Here is a 21501-nt window from a genome sequence, read left to right as displayed (position 1 = left end):
ACTCAGCAAGAGCAGCGTCGGGTTCCGTTTGAAACCGGCCCGGCCGGAAAGCCGTGCGCGCCGAGTTGCACTGGTTGAAGACAGAGGCGCACACTGCGGCGCACCTCTGCACCCTTCGCACGAGCGATCAAACCCGGCGCTTGCGTCTTCACGCGACGTCGGCCGTCAGTTGATCGTTGAAGGGGAACAGCGCCGGAGTGCCGCCGCAATGCACAAACAGAACGTCCGAGCCCTTCTCGATCTTGCCGCGTTCAGCAAGACCGACAATGCCCGCCATCGCCTTGCCCGTATAGACCGGATCCAGCAACACGCCTTCGGACCGGCCTGCGCGCAGGATCGCCGCGTTGCCGGATTCGGACGGGATGGAGTAACCGGCGCCGATATAATCATTCTCGATCCGGATGTCTTCGGGGGCGAACCGCTGCTCCAGTCCAAGAAGTTCGGCAGCGTCGTTCGCCATGACCGAGATCCGCTCTTCGAAGGGGGTTGCACTGCCGGTAACCGCAACGCCGATGACTTTCGTGTCCGGCATCCAGATCGAGCAGCCCACGACCATGCCGGCCAGCGTCCCCCCGGATCCGACCGGTGCGCAGATATAATCCGGTGCCTTGCGACCCGTGGCTGCGTATTGCTCGGACAGCTCACGGATTGCGTTCACGTAGCCCATCGCGCCAAGCGCGCTCGCCCCGCCCAGGGGGATGATGTATGCTTTCTCGCCTCGGGCCTCCGCCTCTTGTGCATACTGTTGCATCCGCGGATTGATCAGCTCGAAATAGGCGTCGGGATCGAGGAAATCCACTTCCGCCCCCAGGATGTGATCCAGCAGAAGGTTGCCCTGCCAGCTTGCCGGCTTGTTGCCGCGCAGCACGAGGATTGGCTTCATGCCGAATTTTCGGGCAGCAGCTGCGGTCATCCGCGCATGGTTCGACTGGTGCCCCCCCGTGGTGATCACCACCTTGACGCCTTGCGCCACGGCATCGGCCATCAGGAACTCCAGCTTGCGGACCTTGTTGCCACCTCCTCCAAAGCCAGTGAAATCATCGCGTTTCACCGACAGCGAAATGCCAAGTTCAGCGCCAAGCGTAGGCAGTTCCTCTACCGGTGTCGGCAGAAAGCCCAGCGAGATGCGCGGCAGGTCGTCAAGTTTCATCCTCGGTCCTTTCCCTGTGATCCTGCCCCGTGGATCCGATTTCCCTTGCAAACGCGGGGCTCATACATGAGGATATATGATATATTATGAACAGCAACCCCCGTGTCGCCGAACATGATGCTTCCGGCCAGGCGGGACAGCGACTACGCTCAATCGAACCAACGGGACCGCTTCATGAGCCAGCCAGTTTTCTCCGTCTCCGGCCTCGAGATTGCCTTCCGGGGCCGTGACGACTGGTCCCCGGTCGTGCACGACGTTTCATTCGTGATCGCGCGCGGCGAGACACTTGCCCTTGTCGGAGAAAGCGGTTCGGGCAAGAGCGTGACCTCGCTTGCCGCGATGCGCCTGCTCGATCCAGAAAACAGCCGGACACGCGGCAAAGTTCTGCTTGAAGGCCGCGATCTGCTAACCTTGTCCGAAGCCGAGATGCGCGGAGTGCGCGGCAATGACATTGCGATGATCTTCCAGGAGCCGATGACCTCGTTGAACCCGTCGATGAAGATCGGCGAGCAGATTGCCGAGGTGCTGGTGGCACACCGGGGCATGGCCCAGTCCGAGGCGATGGCCGAGACACAGCGACTGCTTGAACGGGTGCGCATCCCTGCCGCGCGGCAGCGGATGGGCGAATACCCGCACCAATCCTCGGGCGGGATGCGGCAGCGCTTCATGATCGCCATGGCGCTGGCCTGCCGGCCCCGTCTTCTGATCGCGGACGAACCGACCACAGCCCTGGATGTCACGATCCAGGCGCAGATCCTCGAGCTTATCAAGGTGTTGCAGGAAGAAGAGGACATGGCCGTCCTGTTCATCACCCATGACATGGGTGTGGTCGCCGAAGTCGCCGACCGGACCTTTGTCATGTACAAGGGCAAGGCCGTCGAACAGGGCCCAACCGATACCCTCTTTGCCGCCCCGCGGCAGCCCTATACCCGCGCGCTTCTGTCGGCCGTGCCGCGTTTGGGGTCCATGCGCGGTGATACCGGCCCCGCAAGATTCCCCCTGATTGCACCGGAGACCGGTCAACCGGTGCCGGCCCGCCCTGTCACCTCGGAAGTCGATCCAACGGCCGCACCGCTTCTGGAAGTGCGCGGACTTACCACGCGCTACCAGATCTCGGGCGGGATGTTGGGGCGTGGTGCCGGCCGCGTTCATGCTGTCGAGGGCATCGATTTCGATATCCGCCCCGGCGAGACGCTGTCGCTGGTGGGCGAATCCGGCTGCGGCAAGTCGTCGGCCGGGCGCTCGATCATCGGCCTCACGCCGGCGCAAGGCGGCTCGGTCAAACTTGATGGCGCCGAACTTCTGGGCCTGTCCCGTCGCGCCATCCGCCCGCATCGCAGAAAGATGCAGATGATCTTCCAGGATCCTTTCGCCAGCCTCGATCCGCGCGCCCGGATTGGCGGCGCCATCGCCGAGCCGATGCTGACACACGGCCTGGTATCGCGCGCCGAAGCGCCGGACCGGGTCGCCGACCTGCTGGAAAAGGTCGGGCTGAAGGCCGACATGGCGAAACGCTTTCCCAACGAATTCTCGGGCGGACAGCGCCAGCGCCTGTGCATCGCCCGCGCACTGGGAATGACGCCGAGCCTGATCGTCGCAGACGAAGCGGTGTCGGCGCTGGACGTGTCGATCAAGGCACAGGTGATCAACCTGATGCTCGACCTGCAGGAAGAGATGGGCCTGTCCTATCTCTTCATCAGTCACGACATGGCGGTGGTCGAACGCATGAGCCACCGGGTTGCGGTGATGTATCTGGGCGAAATCGTCGAGATCGGACCGCGCGCCGCGATCTTCGAGAACCCCCAGCACCCCTACACCCGCCGTCTTCTTTCGGCTGTCCCCGTGCCGGACCCCGGCCGCCGGGGCATGCGCCGGGGCCTCGACGTGCGCGAACTCAAAAGCCCGGTGCGGCCAATGGATTACGTGCCGCCAAGACGTGAATGGCGTGAGGTCTCGCCTGGTCACAGGGTCCAAGTTCCGGGGCCGGAATGGTCCGAGGAGATCGCGCAACAGGCCACCGGCATCCCGGCATGAACCGCCTGGTCGTCATGATCTCCGGTGCCAGCCGCGGCATCGGCGCCGCCACCGCCGCCGAGATGCACGCGGCTGGCTGGAACCTCAGCCTTGGGCTGCGGGACCCTTCCGCCAGCCCCCTGCCGGCCTCGGACAACGTGTTGAACTGCCGGTTCGACGCCACCGACCCTGAAAGCGAAACCGCCTGGGTCGACGCCACGCGGGCGCGCTTCGGACGGCTCGACGGACTCGTACTGAATGCGGGCATCCACAGCACAAGTTCGGTCCTTGAGGCCACGGGCGAAGAATTCGACCGGCTGTTCGAAGTCAACGTCAAGTCTCCGATGCGCCTGGCGCAGGCCGCCTGGCCGCTGCTGGAACAGGGCCCCGGCCGCATCGTCACGATTGCGTCACTGTCGGGCAAGCGGATCAAGTCCCCAAGTTCCGGCCTTTATGGAATGTCGAAATTCGCCCTTGTCGGCCTGAGCCATGCGTTGCGCCAGGCGGGACGCGACAGCGGAGTACGGGCAACCGCCATCTGTCCCAGCTTCGTCGCCACCGATATGGGGCGCGCCGCCTCGGGCACCGACGGCCATGGCAAGACCAGCCCGGAAGAAATCGCCCGGATCACCCGGATGGTGCTCGAGCTTGGCCCCTCGGCAAGCCTGGCCGAGATCCCGGTGCACTATGACGTAGAGGACTGCTTCTGAGATGATCCCCAACCGCGGGCCTGCCGTCCTGGGCGTAACCGGCGCAACCGACTTGCCCGCTGCGGCGGATGTCGTGGTTATCGGTGGCGGCGTCATAGGTGTCACCACCGCGCTGGAACTCGCCCGCGCCGGTCACGACGTGTGCCTGCTGGAAAAAGGGGTGATTGCCGGTGAACAATCCAGCCGCAACTGGGGCTGGGTGCGCCAGGCCGGCCGCGATCTGCGCGAACTGCCCCTGTCGAAGGTCGCCCGCAGCCGCTGGCAGGCCCTGGCCGAAGAGATCGGACCCGAGCTTGGCTATGTGGAATGCGGCATCGCCTATGTCGCACGCAGTCCAGAACAGGCAGACCGCCACCGCCGCTGGGTGGCCGAGGCGACCCGGTTGGGCATCCGCGCAGAAATTGCAGATGTGAAGACCCTGGCCCCTGGCCTGAACGCGGATTACGCCACAGCGCTTTATCTCCCCGGCGACGGGCGGGCGGAACCGCAGGTGGCGGCACCTCTTTTCGCCCGGCTTGCAATCGCGGCCGGGGCAACCGTGCTGCAGGGGTGCGCCGCGTATGAGATCGAACGGGATGCCAAAGGCATCAGCGGAGTGCGCACCGAACGGGGGCGCATCGCCACCAAGCGCGTCGTCTTGGCCGGCGGCATCTGGACCTCAGCGCTGTTGCACCGACTTGGGATCTCGCTGCCGCAACTCAAGGTGCTCTCTTCCGTCTGCCGGACGGAGCCGCTGTCGCCCGAGCAACGGCGGGCGTTCTCGTCCTGCCTGTCCCTGGGCGATCTGGCGCTGCGGCACCGCGCTGACGGCGGGCTGGTCGCGGCAAATTCCGACACGATGGTCGCCGAGATCGTGCCCGACAGCCTGCGATACCTGCGGGCCTTCCTGCCGGGTCTGCGCAGCACGTTCCGGGGGATGAAGCTGCGGATCGGGCGCGGCACCCTGCGGGAACTCGGTTGGCTGGCGAGTGCTGGAGCGCTCGAGCGCAGCCTGACACGACACCGCATCCTCGACCCGACCCCGGATGCCACTGCCCTGGCCCGCGTCAAGGACAGGCTCGCCGATCGTTTTCCGGCGCTGGCGGGCCTCCAGCGGGAGCAGGCCTGGGGCGGGATGATCGACGTGACGCCGGACGCTATCCCGGTGATCTCCGAAGTTCCGGCTTTGCCGGGGCTGATCATCGGCACCGGCTTTTCCGGCCATGGGTTCGGGATCGGCCCCGGCGCGGGCGTGGCCTTGGCCGCCCTTGCGACCGGCGCGGAATCGGAGGTCGACCTTGCCGACTTCCGCTTCTCACGCTTCAAGGACGGGCGTCTGCAGCTGCAGTCCTGGCTGTGACGCCTCAGACCGCGGCGCCGGTTTCCATCGGCAGGGTCTCGTCCGCAGCCCATTCGTGCCACGACCCCACGAAAATCCCGACATCCCGGAAACCTGCCAGCCGCAACCCGTAGAGCGCCGTGGCGGCGCGGGCGCCCCGGTGGCAATAGGTGACCACGGGCTTATCCGGATCCAACCCGGCAGCAAGCGCGCCGGCCCGGATCTCTTCCGCTGGGCGGTATTTTCCATCGCGCAACATGTCCTCGTAGAACTCGAACAACGCGCCGGGAATGCGGCCGCCACGCGCACAGCAGTCATGGGCAAAGCTGCCATCGAATTCCGTCGGGCGGCGCACATCGAAGATTTGCAGATCTTGGTCGGGATGCAACAGGGCCTCGCGGGTCAGGGCCAACTCGGGCCGCCAGCCCTCGGGCGCAGGCCCTGCGCCATGGGTGATGTCGACCGCCGCCCCCTCACCCGGTGCCAGGGTGCAGTTTGCCTTGACCCAGGCCTGCAGACCACCGTCGAGGATCAGGCCGCCCTCCAGCCCCAAAAGCTCTTGGAACCACAGGCCGCGCGGTGACCGCATCCCGGTCTCCTCCTCGAACCAGACGACCGTTTTTGCTTGGCCGAGCCCCACCTCGCGAAAGGCCCGTGCCGCACCCGCCGCCATCCCTGCGTACCCCTGCTCAGTGCTCTCGGGTACGAAATAGTCATAGACATTGACGAAGATCGCACCCGGCAAGGTCGCCTGCTTCCATTCCTCCTGCGAACGCGCATCGACAAGCACGAGGCCCGGTTCGTCCAAACGTGCGATGAGCTCGGTTGCAGAGATGGTCACGGTCATAAGGTCGATCCTTTCCAATGGTCACGGGGCAAGCGTCAGCCCAAGGCCGAGATCCGCCGCCCGCCGCGTCAGGCGCGCGGCGAAGGCAATGTCGAAGATGTTCAGCCCGAAGCTGGAAAAATAGATGCAGGCGTCTGGCGCGGGCCGCCAACCGTCCAGCAGAATCGCGGCGGCGTCGGCGGCCACGCGGTTTTCGGCAAAGCGCCCGGCCCGGTACATCTGGAACAGGCTCTTGGCGCTGGTGCGGGCGAACTCGCCCCACAGGTCGCAGGTCACCGCATCCGCCGTGTCGATCGCGTCAAAGCTGACCTCGTGATAGCCAGTCTGCAGCAGCAAGGTGCCCGGACGCATGACCACCGGGCCCAGAAACGGCTCGGGCGCGGAGGTGCAGGCGAACGTCACCTCTCCGGCAAGACTGGCCGCTGTCGGCGTGTCATGGGCAACAAGCGCAATCCCTTCGGGCAGGTTATCCGCCAACGCGCGGCCCGACGGGGTCCAGTGGTGCACTTGGCGCAGGTCGGGAAACAGCGCCAGCGCCATGTCGAGATGCATCCGCGCCTGCGCCCCGGCGCCAAGAACGGCAAGACGTTTCACCCCCGGCACCAGCGCTCGCACAATTGCGCCGGACAAGGCTGCTGTCCGCACGCGGGTCAGCATGGCGCTGTCCAGGATCGCCATCGCCTGCCCGGTACCGAGATCGTTCAGCACGGTGCGGGAGGTGATGGCCTCGCCACCCGCCGGGGTCTCGGCCCGGTGCAGCGTCCACTTCAGGCCGGCGGCGTTAAATCGTCCACCCACGCGCGCCGGCAAGCCATAGCCCTTGTCCCGCGGGTCCGGGCCAAGCGGCAGGACGTTTTCTGCCGCCATCACCGCCTCGCCACTCCGCAGCAAGGCCAGCGCATCGCGGATGTCAGCCAGCGCCGCATCCCAGTCGAGCGCTCCGGCGGCGAGCAGGTCATCTTTCGTCAGGAAAAGTTCGCTCATAGCGGCCCCATCCGGCCCAGCCATGTCTGCACCGATGCGATGAAGCGGCCAAGGCCTTCAATCACCAGGAACTCGTCGATGCCATGCGCATGGCCGCCGCGCCCAGCGCCACCGATCAGGAAACTGTCGGCATGGCGCGCAAAGGCATGTCCGGGCGCCGAGCCGATGGCCCAGGGCCAAACCTGCGGCGCCGTCGACGTCGCGGCATAGGCCGCCCGCAAGGCCGCAACACCGGGACTGTCAGCACGGAAGCGGACGCCGGGGGCGATCTCGCCGACCTCCAGCCGTACAGGGGTTCCATGGAAGCGGGCGCGCTGGTTTTCCAGCCAGGTCTCTGCCTGCTGCCCGGGCGGGGTTCGCAGGTCGAACAGCGCCTCGGCCCGTGGCGGGATTACGGCAGTATCGCCAGAGGGCATCGTCATCAGCGAAGAGATGTTCAGCGAGGCGGTGCGCAACACGTGGCGCAGCAGCTCCCTGGCGCCGCCGTCGAGGGCATAGCGGTCGGCGGTCCGGAACATCAGCTCATCCTCCGGATCGAAGGTGTCCGCCAGCTCGGCAATCAACGCTTCGGCCTCGGCGTCGAGTTCGATCTGATCCAGCTGGCCGGTCGCGACCCCGCCAAAGCCGGCCAAAGCGTCGACCAGCAGACGCGCCGGATTGGCGATCCAGGGCGCGTTGCTGGAATGGATGGCGCTGCGCGGGCCACCGAATTCCCCGCCCTCCGCGACCAACCGCCCCTTGGCGATCCCGGAAAAGCCGAGGTAGATGCGGGGCGCCCCCCCGCCATATTCACAAAAACTGGGAAAGAGACCCCCGGCGCAATGCGGCAATGGGCAATCTGGCGCTGCAAGATAGCGGCGCATCGAGGGCGAGCCTTGCTCCTCCTCTCCGTCGAGCAGGATCTCGACATTGACCCCCAGCTGACCCCGGTTATGCAGGTCGCGCAGCGCCACCAGCATTCCCGCAAGCGGGCCCTTGTTGTTCTCGGCGCCACGTCCGATCCAGACTTCGCCGATTCCGTCCAGCCGGGCGTGCCCACCGGTCCAGGGATCGACTCGCCAGCCCTCGGCCGTGGCGGGCATGACGTCGTACATGTTGTAGAGGATCACGGTCCGTTCCGCACCGGTGTCGATCCGGGCATGGATCACCGGGGTTTCCCCCCGATCGTCGCCGGGCGCAATGATCTGCGCTCCCAGTTCGGATGTGAGCCAGTCCAGCAGCGTGGCGGCCATCCGGGCCTGTGCCGGTCGATCGCCCGCATGCGAGGGGATGGCACACCAGCGCGCGGTGAGTTCCAACGCTTCTGGCAGCAAGCTGGTCACAGACGGATCCGCGGGTTCAGCCAAGTATAGGCCACATCGACAAGGAAGTTCGCCACCACGAAGACCAGCGCAGCAAACAGCACCACCGCCTGCACGACCGGGAAATCACGGTTCTGGATGGCCTCGACGGCCAGTCGACCGATGCCGGGCCAGGCAAAGATGATCTCGGTGACCAGCGCCCCTCCCATCAAGGAGGCAAGGTACATCCCCTGCAGGGTCACGACCGGGATCATCGCGTTGCGCAGCGCATGGCGCACGACGATCCGCCATTCCGACAAACCCTTGGCACGTGCGGTGCGGATATAGTTCTCGCCCAAGGTCTCGATCAGGCTGGAACGGACAAGGCGCGTGATGGCCGACAGATAGTAGGCGCCAAGCGCCAGCGAGGGCATGATCAGCTGCTGGAAGCTGCCATAGCCGCTGGACGGCAGCCAGCGCAGGTTCAGAGAGAACAGAATGATCAGCATCAGCGCCAGCCAGAACACCGGAACAGCCTGCCCCAACAGAGAGATGACGCGGATCGCGAAGTCGATCGGGCTGTTGCGGCGCACGGCAGAAATCGCGCCCAGCACAAAGCCCAGAAGCGAGGACCACAGCAGCGCCGACAATGCCAGCAACGCGGTTGCGCCCAGCCGCTCGGTCAGCAGCTCCATTGCCGGGCGGCTGTAACGCAGCGAATTGCCCAGGTCTCCCCGCAATGCATCCACCAGAAACCGGCCGTATTGCACGATGATGGGATCGTTGAACCCCATGGCCTCCCGGAAATCGGCGATCTCCTGCGCGGTGGAATCCGGCGCCATCATCAACACCGCGGGATCACCGGTCAGAAACAGTGCAAAGAACACCAGAAGCGAGACGCCGAACATCACGATTAGGCCTTGAACGGCACGGGAGAACAGGAAGCGCAGGCCTTTCATCAGGACACCTTGCTTTCGGCTCGGCGGACCAGCCAGTCGCCGAAGAGGTTACAGCCGATGACCAGAGCCCCGATCATCAGGCCCGGGTAAAGGACAAGCCAATTGGCGATCAGAATAACCGACCGACCCTCGCCGATCAGGTTACCCAGCGTCGGCATCGGCGGCTGGACCCCGAGGCCCAGAAAACCGACCGAGGCCTCGAGGATGATCAGCCTTGGCAGATCCAACGTCAGCAACACGGTTTGCGGGCCGATGATGTTGGGCAACACATGACGGAAGATGATCGCCATATCCGAAAGCCCCATGGCGCGCGAGGCGTCGATGTACTCCAATTCCCGCACCTCCAGCGTTCGGCCCCGTGCGACACGGGCAAAGATGGCCCAGCCCGTCAGCCCCAGCACGATCACCAGGTTTGTCATCGACGGCCCCAGAACGGAGACCAGAAGCAGGATCAGAAGGATAAAGGGCACGGCAAGCTGGATGTCGACAAGGCGCATGATCAGCGCGTCCACCCAGCCGCCGAAATAACCCGCGATCATGCCGAGCGCGGTTCCCAGCACGACCGAAATCAGCGCCGCGACGAGGACGATCCCGAAAGAGACCAGCGTCCCGAGCCCCAGCCGGGCGAGAAGATCTCGCCCGAGCTGATCGGTTCCGAGGGGGTGCAACGTGTCCCCCACCAGCGTCATCGGAGGTTTGAACGTCGCGGAGATGTCACCGCGCAGCGGATCCAGCGGCCAGGCCAGCGGCACCAGCACACAGAACAGAACGGCAGCGATGAGCAGGACGATCGCCAAGGCGGCATCCTCGTTCCCCTTGAGGCGCAAACGTCCGGTCACGGGTTCAGTCCATCTTGATTTCGAAAACCGGGATCCGCGCGTCGGCACGACCCTCGAATTCAACGTTGGGCGCTTTACCCATCAGTTTGTCTTCCTGATAGAGCGTGATCAACGGCACCTGTTCGGCAGCCAGAGCCTGGATGTCTTGCAGGATCTTCTCGCGAGCATCCGGATCGACTGTCGAGCGGCTCTCGTCCAACAGGGCATCCAGCTCCGGGATCGAGGCGCCTGAATAAGGCTCGCCCGACTTCATAATCGCATAGATCGCGGCGTCGGCGTCAAGCGTCTGGGTGGACCCCCAGCCCAGCATATAGATCGGTCCCTCGAACGGCACGGTCTGCGTGTAGACCGACCATTCCATGGTTTCCTGATTCACCGACAGGCCGATGTCCTCGAATTGCTGCGCGATGGTCTGCGCAACTTCGGCGTTTTTCATGTAGCGGAAGGACGATTGCATGGTGATCTCGAAACCATCCGGAAAGCCGGCCTCGGCCAGCAGCGTCTTGGAGAGTTCGGGATCGTAGGCCGGTACAGGCAGATCGAGATAGCCGAAATCGGCCGCGCCAACCTGCGTGCCCTTCGGCGTTGCAAGACCACCCAACAGGTTTTCGGTGATCGACACCCGGTCGATGGCGTGATCGAGCGCCTGACGCACCTTGACGTTGTCAAGCGGTGCCTTGTCCATGCGCAGGCCGAGATAGATCGTCAGGCCGCCGTTCTTGACCTGAACCAGGTCGGCATCGGGGGTCTGTTCCAGCAGCGACACCAGATCAACGGGCACATCCTCGATCAGGTTGACCTCTCCGGTGATCAGCGAGGTGATCCGCGCCGTGGCATCGGGAATCGGGCGCCAGATCACGGTCTGGATATCCGGAGTGCCGCGCCAGTAGTCGGGGTTGGCGGCCAGCGTGACGCGCTCGTCCGGGACAAAATCGACGAATGTGTAGGCGCCGGTACCGACCGGATGGTTGGCGAAGTGGTCCTGGCCGTTCTCCTCGATATACTTCGGCGGCACGATATAGGCGGGATAGCGGCTCATCCGCGTCGGCAGAAGCGGATCGGGCGCCGAGGTCGTGATGCGTACCGTCATCGGATCCACCACCTCGACCGAGGAAATCGTGCGGATGTAGGAGATCGTCGGCGCGTTATTGTCGGGGTTCAGAACACGCTCGAGGCTGAACTTCACCGCTTCTGCGTCAAAGGGTTCGCCATTGTGGAAGGTGACACCCTCACGCAGCTTGAATTCCCAGGTCGTGTCGTCGACCGCTGTCCATTCGGTTGCCAGCCCGGGGACCAAGTTCATTTCGGTATCGCGCATGACCATCGTGTCGAAGATATTGTCGACGATAGTTGCGGCTTCCCGAAGAAACCCCGGGTCCATTGCGTTGGTCGTTGCCGAACGTCCGATGACGAGCGTACCGTTCTGTGCAAGTGTCGCTGACGCTGGAAACGCCAGCGCAAGTCCCAGGGCGAAGGCCGGTAGGTATTTCATGTTTTATTCACTCCTGTTGGATTGGGGGCGGACTGGATCCGACGGTTTGTTCACGTCGCCTTCCGTCTGGATTACGAACACAATATATCATATATCATCATCACGACAAGCTTTCGCCGCCTTTGTCCGAACAGATGCTTTCGCAGGAGATACTTTTTGAAGCAGACTGGTTTCAGCGCCCCGCCCCGCAAGAGTCTGACCGACCATGTCGAGGGCCAGTTGCGTGATGCCCTGATCGAGGGCCGGTTGGAGCCGGGCACCCGGCTTGTAACGAAAGAGCTTGCGGAATCGCTGGGCATGAGCATCACGCCGGTGCGTGAGGCGCTGGTGAGGTTCGTTGCCTCCGGCGTGCTGACTGCGGAACCGGCCAGTTCGTTCCGTGTTCCGGTGATGACCGTCGAGAACTATGTCGAACTGGGCGCCATCCGAAAGCGCGTTGAAACGCTTGCAGCAGAGACCGCGGCCGTGAAGATCTCGCCCCAGGAGATCGATGCCCTCGAATCCCGCGTGAAGGCCTATATCGCAGCGAAACACACCGCTGATCCCCACGAAGCCTTGAGGGAAAACAAGGCGCTGCGCTTTTCGCTCTATACCGCAGCGGGGATGCCGATCCTGCTGCAGACAATAGAGACTTTGTGGCTGCGCGCCGGGCCGGGCTTCAACTATCTCTTTCCCGACCCAGGCGCGAGCCGCACCGAACACGCCAATTACGCCGCGCTGATCGCCGCGCTGCGCGCAAGAGACCCGGCTTCGGCGGGCGAGGCCATCTGCCAAGCCATCGATGATGGCACTGATCGGGTGATACAGGCGCTGGCCGCGCGCCAGGCAGAGGCTGGCTGAGGACATCGTCACACTTCCCGCCGCGACAAGTGGCGGGACAAACTGTCGATGACGCGGGCCTTCAGACCCTCTTCCATGTCGCGTCCCGGCGCCAGCACGGACACCGCCAGTTCCACGCCGTGGCCGCCACGCACCGGTTTCGCCAGGCTGCAGATGTCGACCGCCCCGGACCGGCGGGAGACCAAGAGCCATCCCTGCGCGGCATAAAGCGCAAGCTCGGCGCGGATATCGGCCTCTTTCAGACCCCAATCGGCGAATCGGGGGGCATTCAGGCGCAGCACCTGTTCACGCCCTTCCGCATCCATCTCTCCCAGCACGACGAGGCCACCGACGCCGACACCCAGCGGCAGCCGACCGCCAATCCCGTCGAACATCGCGGGCACGGTGGAGAAGCCGCTCTGCCAGTCGAGGCAGACGGAATCAAAACCCGCCCGCGCCATAAGGAAGGTCGGCAGACCGGTCTCGGCAGCGATGTCGATCAGCAGTGGACGCAGCGCCCGGGTCAATTCGCCGACCGCAACGGACTTCATGGCGATCGCGTGGATCGCGGGCCCGATGTGATAGTTGCCGCGCCGCCCTGACTGCAGCACAAAGCCATGCTCGACCAGGGCGGCAAGCGCCCGATGCACTGGCGCGCGGGTGTCTCCCAGCGTTTCCGCCAGACCGGTCAGCGAGAGCCCTTTCGCCCCCGCCTCGCCCAGCGCCGCCAGGATCCGCGCCGCTCGGGCGGCGTTGGAGGACTTGCCCGAACTGGTCACGCCGGGGCCGCGCTTCGTCCGGCACGGCTATCCGCCGCGCGCAGGATTGCAGCACGCCCCGATGGCGCCCCGTGGCCGCCTCCGCCGGGTGTGATCACCTCGAACAGATCACCGGCGCGCAGATCCGCGCTGCCGGAAAGATCGATCGCATTCGGATCACCGTTGATCCGAAACGCGCCGCTGGCCCCAGGGCCGCCTCCGTCCAGACCCCAGGCGCGCGAGGTCAGCCGCGCGCCCATGATCTGCACCCGACAGTCAGCCTCGATACGATAGGTCCGGCGCACCCCCATGCCACCCAGCCAGGTGCCGTCACCACCGCTTGTCTCCGCGAATTCATACTCCACCAGGGTGATCGGATATTCGCTTTCCAGCGCCTCCAGCGGCAGGTTCGATGTGTTGGTCATGTGCACTTGAACAGCGTCCAGCCCGTCCTTGTCGGGCCGGGCTCCGGCCCCGCCGGCAATGGTCTCGAGGTAGACCCAGATGCTGCCGTCGGGCCGCGTACCGCTGAAACTGGCGACGTGCACGGAACCGCAGGATGCCGCGTTGACGCGATCCGGCGCCGCCTGGGCCAGGGCGCCGTGGATCAGGTCAACCACCCGCTGACAGGCCGAGATCCGCCCATCCACCGCGGCCGGATGCACACAGTTGAGCAGCGTTCCGGGCTTCGCCTCCAAGGTCAGCGGCCGGGCCAGCCCAGCATTTGGAAGGATCGTCGGATCGACCACCGATTTCACCGCATAGTAGACCGTTGCCTGCAGCGCCGTGAAGATCACGTTAAGTCCTGCGCGCACCTGTGCCGGGCTGTCGAAAACCAGACGCATCTCATCACCGGAAACAGTCAGCGCGACCGACAGGGTCGTGTGCTCGACCAGGCTTTCGGTTTCGAAGACGTCCGAGAAGGTCCAGGTCCCATCGGGAAGCGCAGCAATCCCCGCCCGCATCTTGCGCTCGGCATAGTCCATCAACTCCGCGCCGGCCCTGCGGACCGTCTCCGGCCCAAAGCGTGCACACAGCTCCTGAATCCGCAAGACGCCCAAACGATTTGCCGCCATCTGCGCCCGCAGGTCCGACATCCGCTCCGCAGGCACCTGGCAATTCAGCAGGAACAGCCGCATGACTTCCGCCTGGCTGATACCATCGCGCTGCAGCCGGATCGGCGGGATCCGCAACCCTTCCTGATAGATATGGGCGTGGCCGCGATCGGCGAAATCGGAATGGTGCGCCGTGTTGATCGCCCAGCCGAAAAGCGTGTCATCGACGAAGATCGGTTCAGCCATCACGATATCCGGCAGGTGAGTTCCGCCGCCCGCATAGGGATCGTTCCCGATAAAAACGTCCCCCTGGCGAAGCTCCTCGACCGGGTAGTCCGCCAAAAGGCGCGGCACGAATTGCAGGAAGCTGCCCAGATGCATGGGAATGTGCTCGGCCTGACACAGGATCTCGCCCGCGGCGGTGCACAGCGCGGTGGAACAGTCGCGCCGCTCCTTGATGTTGGTGGAATGGCTGGCGCGCACCAGCGCCTCGCCCATTTCGTCGACAGCGGAAGAAAACGCGCTGCCGATGACCTCGACGGTAACGGGGTTCAGACTCTCGCTCATGCGTTGCGTTCCAGGATCAGGGTCAGGTGGCTATCGACACGGGCCGTCATGCCCGGCGGCACCACGGTCGTGGTGTCGAGCTGGTCGATGATCGCCGGGCCGGCAATCTCGTTGCCGGGGCTCAGCGCAGCGCGGTCATAGATCGGCGTTTCAACAAAACCGCCGGCCTGCCGCATCCAGACAGGACGGCTGCCCGTGCGTGCGGCCGAGGCATCCGGGCCGCCCTCGGGAAATGAGGGCATCCTGGCCTTGGGCACCATGCCCGTTGCCTGCAGGCGCCAGGTCACCATCTGGATCGCGTCCCCATCCGCGACAAAACCATAGAGCTGCTCGTGCTGCTCGAGGAAACCATCACGCAGGGCAGCAAGGCTGTCCGGTCCGATGCGCCCGCCAGGCAGATCGACCGAGATCTCGTAGTTCTGGCCGGAATAGCGCATGTCGACGCGCAGCGCGGTGCTGCGGGACTGCGGAGCGATGTTCTCTTGATCGAACCAGGCGTCGGCCTGGGCCATCAGCCCGTCGAAGATTTCCACAATCTCCTCCTGCGTGACGTCCTCCAGCAGGCGGATGCGGGTGGTCGCGTAATCGGTCCGGAGATCGGTCATCAGCAGGCCGAGCGCGCACAACACGCCCGGTGTGCGCGGGATCACGATCCGGTCCATGCCCAGTTCGTCTGCCAAGCGTGCGGCGTGGACGGGTCCCGCCCCACCAAAGGCCACCAGGGCATAGCCGCGCGGATCGTGGCCACGCTGGACCGAGATCAGCCGGATCGCCTTGGCCGTGTTCGCCGTGACAATGTCGAGTATCCCGTCCGCGGTTTCCATCACCCCCAGGCCCAGTTGATCCGCCAGTCGCCCGACCGCCGCCAGCGACAGGTCGCGGTCGATGGGCATCTGCCCGTTCAGCAGGGCCTCCGGATTCTGGGTCTGCAACACGACGTTGGCATCCGTCACCGTCGGCTCATCCGATCCCAGCCCATAGCAGGCCGGTCCGGGATGGGCGCCCGCGCTGCGCGGGCCGACCTTCAGCAGCCCGCCATTGTCCACGTAGGCGATCGACCCGCCCCCGGCGCCCACGGTATGAATGTCCAGCATCGGGGTCTTAAGCGGGTAGCCATGCACCTCGGCTTCGGCCACCAGCCGGCAGGTACCGCCGGACAGAAGCGCGACATCCGAGCTGGTTCCCCCCATGTCAAAGGTGATCAGGTCCGGAATGCCCGTCAGCAGCCCCAGCGCCTGCGCCGCGACGACTCCGGTGGAGGGCCCGGAAAGGACGGTGCGCACTGAGACCGCCGCGGCCTGGTCAAAGCCGGTGACGCCCCCGTTCGACTGGGTCAGGTGCGGAGCGACGCGGAGCCCCGCATCCGCCAGCCGCGATTTCAGCGCCGAGACATAGCCGTGCATCACCGGTCCGAGATAAGCGTTGACGGTGGTGGTGGACAGGCGCTCGTACTCGCGGAATTCCGGCGCGATCTCGTGCGAGAGCGACAGAAAGACGCCGGGCGCCTCTTCCGCGACGATCTCGGCGGCTCGACGTTCATGCGCATCGGAGAGGAAGGCATAGAGAAAGCTGATGGCAATGGCCTCGACGCCCTGCTCGACCAGGTTGCGGACGGCCTCGCGCAGGGCGTCCTCGTCCAATGGCAACTCGACCGTACCGTCGCGCCGCAATCGTTCGGGCACCCCCAGGCGCAGATCGCGTGGCACCAGCTCTTGCGGCTTGTCGGCGGACATATCGTAGAGATGGGGGCGCTTCTGACGGGCGATGGCCAACAGGTCGCGGAACCCGGCAGTGGTGATCACCCCCGTTTTCACTCCACGGTGCTGGATCAGCGCATTGGTGGCAACCGTCGTCCCATGGCCGAAGAACGCCACATCGGCCGCGTCGGCACCGGATCGCTCAAGCCCCTCCGCAAAGGCGCGCGCGATTCCGCGCGAGGGATCATCTGGGGTCGAGCTCACCTTCCAGATGTGCACGTCCCCGCCGTTCTCATCGATCAGGCAGACATCCGTGAAGGTCCCGCCGGAATCGATCCCGATGCGCCACATCGCGTTTCACCTCTATGCCGTTTCTCCTTCCACCTGACTAAGGCACCATGCCGAACGGGCAATCCCATAGCGAATATCGGAACAGAAATCCCTACTTGTTCCGATTATAGGATAATAACTGCTCAGTTTGACCCCGTCGGATCGCCGATTGACGCGCCCAGAAGGCGTGGAGAGGGGCCGTTAGCACGGGGCAATATTTCTACAACCCATTGATACTGAGAGCGTATGCAGGGCGAAAATCACTCAAAACGCCGGAATGCAGCAGGTCTCTTCGATATTTCCCGGTTGGCAGGGACATCTGGCGCGAACCGAAGCGCCTGACAGAGTCAGCACAGGAAAATCGCGCGCTTGGGGTTCACGCTCGTCTCCCCCATAAAACGGCGTCGCCCAAGCAGCTGGAAAATCGGCGAAAACAGGAAAGGAACGACTGTCCCATCAGAGATAGGGGGTAATGGCGGGCCAGGTGGGATTCGAACCCACGAGACGCTTCCACGCCTGCCAGTTTTCAAGACTGGTGCCTTCGACCGCTCGGCCACTGACCCTCGAAACTCCTTACGCATCTACCCTGCAAAGTGCAATCGTTCAGCACGGGACTCGGGGAACCTGGGTGGCAAAAACACCAATTCCACGCGGATGATACCTGCAGACTTTCCTTGAAGCCCGCGTCGCGCTATGGTGCTGAAAAGGCGGTCACAAGATCCGCGCAGCAGCAAGACCGGGCAACCGGCAACCGGGCGGAACACGCGCCCCTACAGGCAAGGGACTTCGAGGATGAGCGAAGCACGATTTGTGAGCGGACGGGCGGCACGTCTGACAGGCGCATTTCTGGCCGTGGCGGCGGTGTCGGCCTGTACCGACGGGCAGCCATTGTCCTTCCTGCAAAATACCGGCGCGAAAGAACAGGTGTCGCGCAACGCGAATACCGCAACCAAGCTGTCGCAGCGCGATGTCGAGGCGCCCAGCGTGTTTTCCGCCACCGAGGCGGGGTTGTGGGACGGGCGGCCGTCGCTGGGCGGTGTCTGGGTGGCGCATCCGGATGTCGACGAACCGGAACGGGTGATCATCCGCAACACCGCGAATGGCCAGGTGGTGATCGGCGCGCTGTTCCGGCGCGAACGCGACCAGCCGGGGCCGCGCATCCAGGTGTCCTCGGATGCCGCCGAAGCCTTGGAACTGCTGGCCGGTGCGCCGGAAAAACTGAGTGTCATCGCCCTGCGCCGGGAAGAGATCGAAGAGGCGCCGGTTGACTCCGCCGACCCCGAGACCCCGGCCATCGCCGCCGTCGAGCCGGTGAGCGAAGCACCAGTGGTCAGCGCCGAAACCCTGCCCGCCCCGGTTGAGAACGCCACCGCCGAGCCCGACGCGATTGCCGCGGACACCGCCGAGGCGCTGGCCGCCACCCGCCCGCCGGCAGGCCCCGTTCCCGGCAGCGACGCAGAGCAGATATCCGACGCGGACGAAGCGCCGACCTATTCCACCGCCGAGGCACCGGCGCGCAAGGGCTGGTTCGGCCAGCGCCTGTTCGGCAAGGCCCGGACGGAAGCGATGGATGCCGAAGCCCTGGCCGCATCCGAAGCCGAGCCCGAAGTGATCGGCGAGACGGTGGAGACCGCGCTGGCCGAGGACCGGCCAGAGCGCAAACCGCTGTTCGGCAAGCCGCTGTTCGGACGCAACGCGGACAAGGTGGGCGAGCCGCTGAGCGTGCTGAACCCGCAGCCGGTCGCCGCGGTGCTGAACGAGGCCGAGGCGGTCGCCGCCGCGCCGCTGCCCGCAGCGGCCCCCGCCTCCGCTCCTGCCGCTCCGGCATCGGCTCCGGCCCCGTGGAAATCCGAACTGGAAAAACCCTATATTCAGGTTGGCATCTTCAACGTACAGGACAATGCCGGGCGCACCGCCAACCGGATGCGCGAGGCCGGCATGGTGCCGACGATCTTCGAACAATCCTCCAGCGGCAAAACCTTCTGGCGGGTCGTGGTCGGACCGGCACGGACCGGCTCAGAGCGGACCGCCCTGCTGGACAAGATCAAGGATGTCGGCTTCATTGACGCCTATGCCGTGACCAACTGACAGGAGTCTGACCTGTGCCGTTTGCCGCCCGATTTCTTGCCGCGCCGCTGATCCTGATCGTCGGCGCGCTGCCTGCGATGGCCTTCGATACCCAGGCCCGCGCCGCCTATGTGCTGGATCAGTCGACGGGCACCGTCCTGCTGTCGAAAAACGCCGAGGAACCGCTGCCGCCGGCCTCGATGTCGAAGCTGATGACGCTCTATGTCGCCTTCGAGGCGATCCGCGACGGGCGGCTGACCCTGGACGAACGCCTGCCGGTGTCGTCCCACGCGATGAGCTATGGCGGCTCGACCATGTTCCTCGACACCCAGGACAAGGTGCGCGTCGAGGATCTGCTGCGCGGCATTATCGTGCTGTCGGGCAATGACGCCTGCGCGGTGATTGCCGAGGCGCTCAGCCCCGATGGCACCGAGGCGGGGTTCGCGCGCTACATGACCCGACGCGCACAGCAGCTGGGCATGGAACATTCGACCTTCATGAATTCCAATGGCTGGCCCCAGGCGGGCCATCGCATGTCGGTGCAGGACCTGGCGATCCTGGCCAACCACATCATCACCGATTTCCCGGAATTCTACCCGCTCTTTGCCGAGACCGAGTATGAATTCGACGGCCGCGCGCCCTCGAACGTCAACAACCGCAACCCGCTGCTGACCATGGGCATCGGCGCCGACGGGCTCAAGACCGGCCACACGCAGGAGGCCGGCTATGGCCTGGTCGGATCGGCCCGGCAGGGCGACCGGCGGGTGATCTTCGTGGTCTCCGGCCTGAACTCGGAACGTCAAAGGTCCGAGGAGTCCGCGGCCATCGTTAACTGGTCGTTTCGCCAATTTGCCGAAAAAACCGTTGCCCATGCCAACACCCCGGTCGCCGAGGCCGAAGTCTGGATGGGGCGGGAGCAATCGGTAGGGCTGGTGCCCGCCGAGGATCTGGTGGTGCTGCTGCCGGTGCTGTCCGATGACAATGTTGAGGCCGAGGTGGTCTATCGCGGCCCGGTCGAGGCGCCGATCCAGCAGGGCCAGGAACTGGCCGAGCTGGTGATCAAGCCGCAGGACCTGCCCGAGATCCGCCGCACGCTGGTGGCCGAACACGCGGTGCCCAAGGGCGGCTTTGGCATCAAGGTCCGCACCGCGGCGGAACAGCTGTTCAAACGCTTCATCAACGGCCCGTCGGACGCGTCGTGACACCGCAAGACAGCGCCGGACGCGGCCTGTTCATCACCTTCGAGGGGATCGACGGCTCGGGCAAATCCACCCAGGCCCGTCTGTTGGCCGAAGCGCTGCGCGGGCTGGGCCGCGACGTGGTACTGACACGCGAACCGGGCGGGTCGCCGGGCGCCGAGGAAATCCGCGCGCTGGTGCTGGAAGGCGATCCCGACCGCTGGTCGGCGGAAACCGAGATCCTGCTGTTCACCGCCGCCCGCCGCGATCACCTGGAACGCACCATCGCCCCGGCGCTGGACCGCGGCCAGGTGGTGATCTGCGACCGCTTTGCCGACAGCACGCGGATGTACCAGGGCCTGTCGCGCGGCGATCTGCGCGGGCTGGTGGACCAATTGCACGACCTGATGATCGCGCGCGACCCCGACCTGACCGTGCTGATTGATATGGACCCCGATACCGGGCTGGGCCGCGCCCTGTCGCGCAATGGCCACGAGGAACGGTTTGAAGAGTTCGGCCCCGACCTGCAGCGCAAGATGCGCGCCGGGTTCCTGGCGCTGGCGCGGGAATTTCCCGCCCGGTTCCGCGTGGTCGATGGCAACCGCGCGATCGAATTGGTGGCTGCGGAAGTCCGGGAGATCGTGCTAGACGCTCTGACATGAGCGACGACATTCCCGCCCCCGACCAGGCCCCCGGCGCGCCGCATCCGCGCGACACGCCGCGCCTGTTCGGCCAACAGGCCGCCGAGACGGCGTTCCTGGATGCCTACGGGCGCGACCGGCTGCACCACGGCTGGCTGATCACCGGGCCGCGCGGCATCGGCAAGGCCACGCTGGCCTGGCAGATCGCCCGGTTCCTGCTGGCCACCCCGCCGGCACAGGAGGACGGGCTGTTCGGCGCACCGCCGCCGCCCACGACGCTGACCATCGACCCCGAGCATCCGGTGGCCCGGCGCATCGCCGCCGGGGCCGAACCGGGGCTGGCCAGCATCACCCGCTCGGTCAACGCCGATACCAAGCGGCTGCGCGACCAGATCGTGGTCGAGGATATCCGCCGCCTGACCCGGTTTTTCGGGCTCAGCGCCGCCGATGGCGGGCGGCGGGTGGTGATCGTGGACGCCGCCGACGAGATGAATATCAGCGCCGCCAACGCGCTGCTGAAGATGCTGGAGGAACCGCCGGCACGCACCACGCTGCTGCTGGTCTCGCACCAGCCCTCGCGTCTGTTGCCCACCATCCGATCGCGCTGCCGCACCCTGCGGCTGTCGCCGCTGGACGCGGCTGACATGCAAGCGGCATTGCAACAGACCGGCGCCGACCTGCCCGCCGAAACCGACCACCTGACCGCGCTGGCCGGCGGCTCGGTCGGGGCGGCGCTCAGGCTGCACAGCTTGGGCGGGCTGGCCGATTACGCCGAACTGGTGGCGCTGCTGGGCACG

Annotated in this window: 18 protein-coding genes and 1 tRNA gene; 8 read left to right on the top strand and 11 right to left on the bottom strand. The window is 65.4% G+C overall.

All coding sequences use genetic code 11. The annotated features are described in order from the left end of the window. Nucleotides 1–148: 148 nt before the first annotated feature. On the bottom strand, nucleotides 149–1150 hold the full coding sequence (locus CVM52_RS05490; RefSeq protein WP_100161542.1) for a 1-aminocyclopropane-1-carboxylate deaminase/D-cysteine desulfhydrase: 1002 nt from the start codon (nucleotides 1148–1150) through the stop codon (nucleotides 149–151). A 174-nt stretch (nucleotides 1151–1324) separates the two neighbouring features. Here CVM52_RS05490 and CVM52_RS05485 point away from each other — a divergent pair, with 174 nt between their 5' ends. Genes CVM52_RS05485 through CVM52_RS05475 form a run of 3 tightly spaced genes read left to right on the top strand, consistent with a single transcriptional unit; the run spans nucleotide 1325 to nucleotide 5212 of the window. Further along, nucleotides 1325–3184, top strand: a complete 1860-nt coding sequence (locus CVM52_RS05485) for an ABC transporter ATP-binding protein (RefSeq protein ID WP_100161585.1) — start codon at nucleotides 1325–1327, stop codon at nucleotides 3182–3184. Then, on the top strand, nucleotides 3181–3873 hold the full coding sequence (locus tag CVM52_RS05480) for an SDR family NAD(P)-dependent oxidoreductase (RefSeq protein WP_100161541.1): 693 nt from the start codon (nucleotides 3181–3183) through the stop codon (nucleotides 3871–3873). The genes CVM52_RS05485 and CVM52_RS05480 overlap by 4 nt, the downstream gene beginning before the upstream one ends. A gap of 1 nt (nucleotide 3874) precedes the next feature. After that, a complete protein-coding gene (locus CVM52_RS05475) occupies nucleotides 3875–5212 on the top strand; it encodes an NAD(P)/FAD-dependent oxidoreductase (protein WP_100161540.1) in 1338 nt (445 codons plus the stop codon). 4 nt (nucleotides 5213–5216) lie between these two features. Here CVM52_RS05475 and CVM52_RS05470 read toward each other — a convergent pair whose 3' ends face one another. From CVM52_RS05470 to CVM52_RS05445, 6 genes are read right to left on the bottom strand one after another with little or no spacing between them, the layout of a single operon-like run. After that, complete coding sequence (locus CVM52_RS05470; protein ID WP_100161539.1) at nucleotides 5217–6038, bottom strand: sulfurtransferase; 822 nt, start codon at nucleotides 6036–6038, stop codon at nucleotides 5217–5219. 21 nt (nucleotides 6039–6059) lie between these two features. Continuing rightward, on the bottom strand, nucleotides 6060–7022 hold the full coding sequence (locus CVM52_RS05465; RefSeq protein WP_100161538.1) for an ornithine cyclodeaminase: 963 nt from the start codon (nucleotides 7020–7022) through the stop codon (nucleotides 6060–6062). Further along, a complete protein-coding gene (locus tag CVM52_RS05460) occupies nucleotides 7019–8344 on the bottom strand; it encodes a M20 family metallopeptidase (protein ID WP_133119792.1) in 1326 nt (441 codons plus the stop codon). Before CVM52_RS05460 ends, CVM52_RS05465 begins: the two co-directional genes overlap by 4 nt. Next, the gene (locus CVM52_RS05455; RefSeq protein ID WP_100161536.1) at nucleotides 8341–9261 is read right to left on the bottom strand and encodes an ABC transporter permease; all 921 of its coding nucleotides are present in this window, start codon (nucleotides 9259–9261) and stop codon (nucleotides 8341–8343) included. Before CVM52_RS05455 ends, CVM52_RS05460 begins: the two co-directional genes overlap by 4 nt. Continuing rightward, nucleotides 9261–10100, bottom strand: coding sequence for an ABC transporter permease (locus tag CVM52_RS05450; RefSeq protein WP_100161535.1), 840 nt, complete (start codon nucleotides 10098–10100; stop codon nucleotides 9261–9263). Before CVM52_RS05450 ends, CVM52_RS05455 begins: the two co-directional genes overlap by 1 nt. 4 nt (nucleotides 10101–10104) lie before the next feature. Beyond that, complete coding sequence (locus CVM52_RS05445; protein ID WP_100161534.1) at nucleotides 10105–11592, bottom strand: ABC transporter substrate-binding protein; 1488 nt, start codon at nucleotides 11590–11592, stop codon at nucleotides 10105–10107. Nucleotides 11593–11748: 156 nt separating this feature from the next. On the opposite strand from CVM52_RS05445, the gene CVM52_RS05440 reads away from it, so the two are divergent. Further along, nucleotides 11749–12432 (top strand): FCD domain-containing protein, encoded by a 684-nt coding sequence (locus tag CVM52_RS05440; protein ID WP_172720916.1) that lies wholly within the window; start codon nucleotides 11749–11751, stop codon nucleotides 12430–12432. 8 nt (nucleotides 12433–12440) lie between these two features. On the opposite strand, the gene CVM52_RS05435 is transcribed toward CVM52_RS05440, so the two are convergent. The 4 genes from CVM52_RS05435 to CVM52_RS05420 all read right to left on the bottom strand — a co-directional run bounded on the left by CVM52_RS05435 (nucleotide 12441) and on the right by CVM52_RS05420 (nucleotide 17381). Then, nucleotides 12441–13190, bottom strand: coding sequence for a helix-turn-helix domain-containing protein (locus CVM52_RS05435; protein WP_100161532.1), 750 nt, complete (start codon nucleotides 13188–13190; stop codon nucleotides 12441–12443). Beyond that, nucleotides 13187–14791, bottom strand: a complete 1605-nt coding sequence (locus CVM52_RS05430) for a hydantoinase B/oxoprolinase family protein (RefSeq protein WP_100161531.1) — start codon at nucleotides 14789–14791, stop codon at nucleotides 13187–13189. The genes CVM52_RS05435 and CVM52_RS05430 overlap by 4 nt, the downstream gene beginning before the upstream one ends. Next, nucleotides 14788–16839 carry a hydantoinase/oxoprolinase family protein gene (locus CVM52_RS05425; RefSeq protein ID WP_100161530.1) on the bottom strand — a complete coding sequence of 684 codons (2052 nt, stop codon included), beginning with the start codon at nucleotides 16837–16839 and terminating at the stop codon, nucleotides 14788–14790. The genes CVM52_RS05430 and CVM52_RS05425 overlap by 4 nt, the downstream gene beginning before the upstream one ends. 452 nt (nucleotides 16840–17291) lie before the next feature. Next, nucleotides 17292–17381 (bottom strand) — tRNA-Ser (locus tag CVM52_RS05420). Nucleotides 17382–17610: 229 nt separating this feature from the next. Here CVM52_RS05420 and CVM52_RS28070 point away from each other — a divergent pair. From CVM52_RS28070 to CVM52_RS05400, 4 genes are all read left to right on the top strand, one after another. Beyond that, the gene (locus CVM52_RS28070) at nucleotides 17611–18906 is read left to right on the top strand and encodes an SPOR domain-containing protein (protein WP_370741362.1); all 1296 of its coding nucleotides are present in this window, start codon (nucleotides 17611–17613) and stop codon (nucleotides 18904–18906) included. A 14-nt stretch (nucleotides 18907–18920) separates the two neighbouring features. Next, complete coding sequence (locus CVM52_RS05410; protein ID WP_240620870.1) at nucleotides 18921–20087, top strand: D-alanyl-D-alanine carboxypeptidase family protein; 1167 nt, start codon at nucleotides 18921–18923, stop codon at nucleotides 20085–20087. Beyond that, complete coding sequence (gene tmk / locus CVM52_RS05405) at nucleotides 20084–20725, top strand: dTMP kinase (RefSeq protein ID WP_100161529.1); 642 nt, start codon at nucleotides 20084–20086, stop codon at nucleotides 20723–20725. The genes CVM52_RS05410 and tmk overlap by 4 nt, the downstream gene beginning before the upstream one ends. Further along, a partial coding sequence (locus CVM52_RS05400; protein ID WP_100161528.1) for a DNA polymerase III subunit delta' occupies nucleotides 20722–21501 on the top strand: 780 nt, incomplete at its 3' end. The genes tmk and CVM52_RS05400, both read left to right, overlap by 4 nt.

The sequence above is a fragment of the Pseudooceanicola lipolyticus genome, from assembly GCF_002786325.1.
GTDB classification, from domain to species: Bacteria; Pseudomonadota; Alphaproteobacteria; order Rhodobacterales; family Rhodobacteraceae; genus Pseudooceanicola_C; species Pseudooceanicola_C lipolyticus.
The sequence above is the reverse complement of the archived record's forward strand: the minus strand, read 5'-3'. Positions and strand labels throughout refer to the sequence as shown.

Bases quoted from the DNA above. Each gene is read 5' to 3' on its own strand.
- CVM52_RS05455 (WP_100161536.1), bottom strand. From the start codon at position 9,261: ATGAAAGGCCTGCGCTTCCTGTTCTCCCGTGCCGTTCAAGGCCTAATC.
- CVM52_RS05430 (WP_100161531.1), bottom strand. From the start codon at position 14,791: ATGAGCGAGAGTCTGAACCCCGTTACCGTCGAGGTCATCGGCAGCGCG.
- CVM52_RS28070 (WP_370741362.1), top strand. From the start codon at position 17,611: ATGAGCGAAGCACGATTTGTGAGCGGACGGGCGGCACGTCTGACAGGC.
- CVM52_RS05470 (WP_100161539.1), bottom strand. From the start codon at position 6,038: ATGACCGTGACCATCTCTGCAACCGAGCTCATCGCACGTTTGGACGAA.
- CVM52_RS05425 (WP_100161530.1), bottom strand. From the start codon at position 16,839: ATGTGGCGCATCGGGATCGATTCCGGCGGGACCTTCACGGATGTCTGC.
- CVM52_RS05475 (WP_100161540.1), top strand. From the start codon at position 3,875: ATGATCCCCAACCGCGGGCCTGCCGTCCTGGGCGTAACCGGCGCAACC.
- CVM52_RS05480 (WP_100161541.1), top strand. From the start codon at position 3,181: ATGAACCGCCTGGTCGTCATGATCTCCGGTGCCAGCCGCGGCATCGGC.
- CVM52_RS05465 (WP_100161538.1), bottom strand. From the start codon at position 7,022: ATGAGCGAACTTTTCCTGACGAAAGATGACCTGCTCGCCGCCGGAGCG.
- CVM52_RS05485 (WP_100161585.1), top strand. From the start codon at position 1,325: ATGAGCCAGCCAGTTTTCTCCGTCTCCGGCCTCGAGATTGCCTTCCGG.
- CVM52_RS05490 (WP_100161542.1), bottom strand. From the start codon at position 1,150: ATGAAACTTGACGACCTGCCGCGCATCTCGCTGGGCTTTCTGCCGACA.
- CVM52_RS05445 (WP_100161534.1), bottom strand. From the start codon at position 11,592: ATGAAATACCTACCGGCCTTCGCCCTGGGACTTGCGCTGGCGTTTCCA.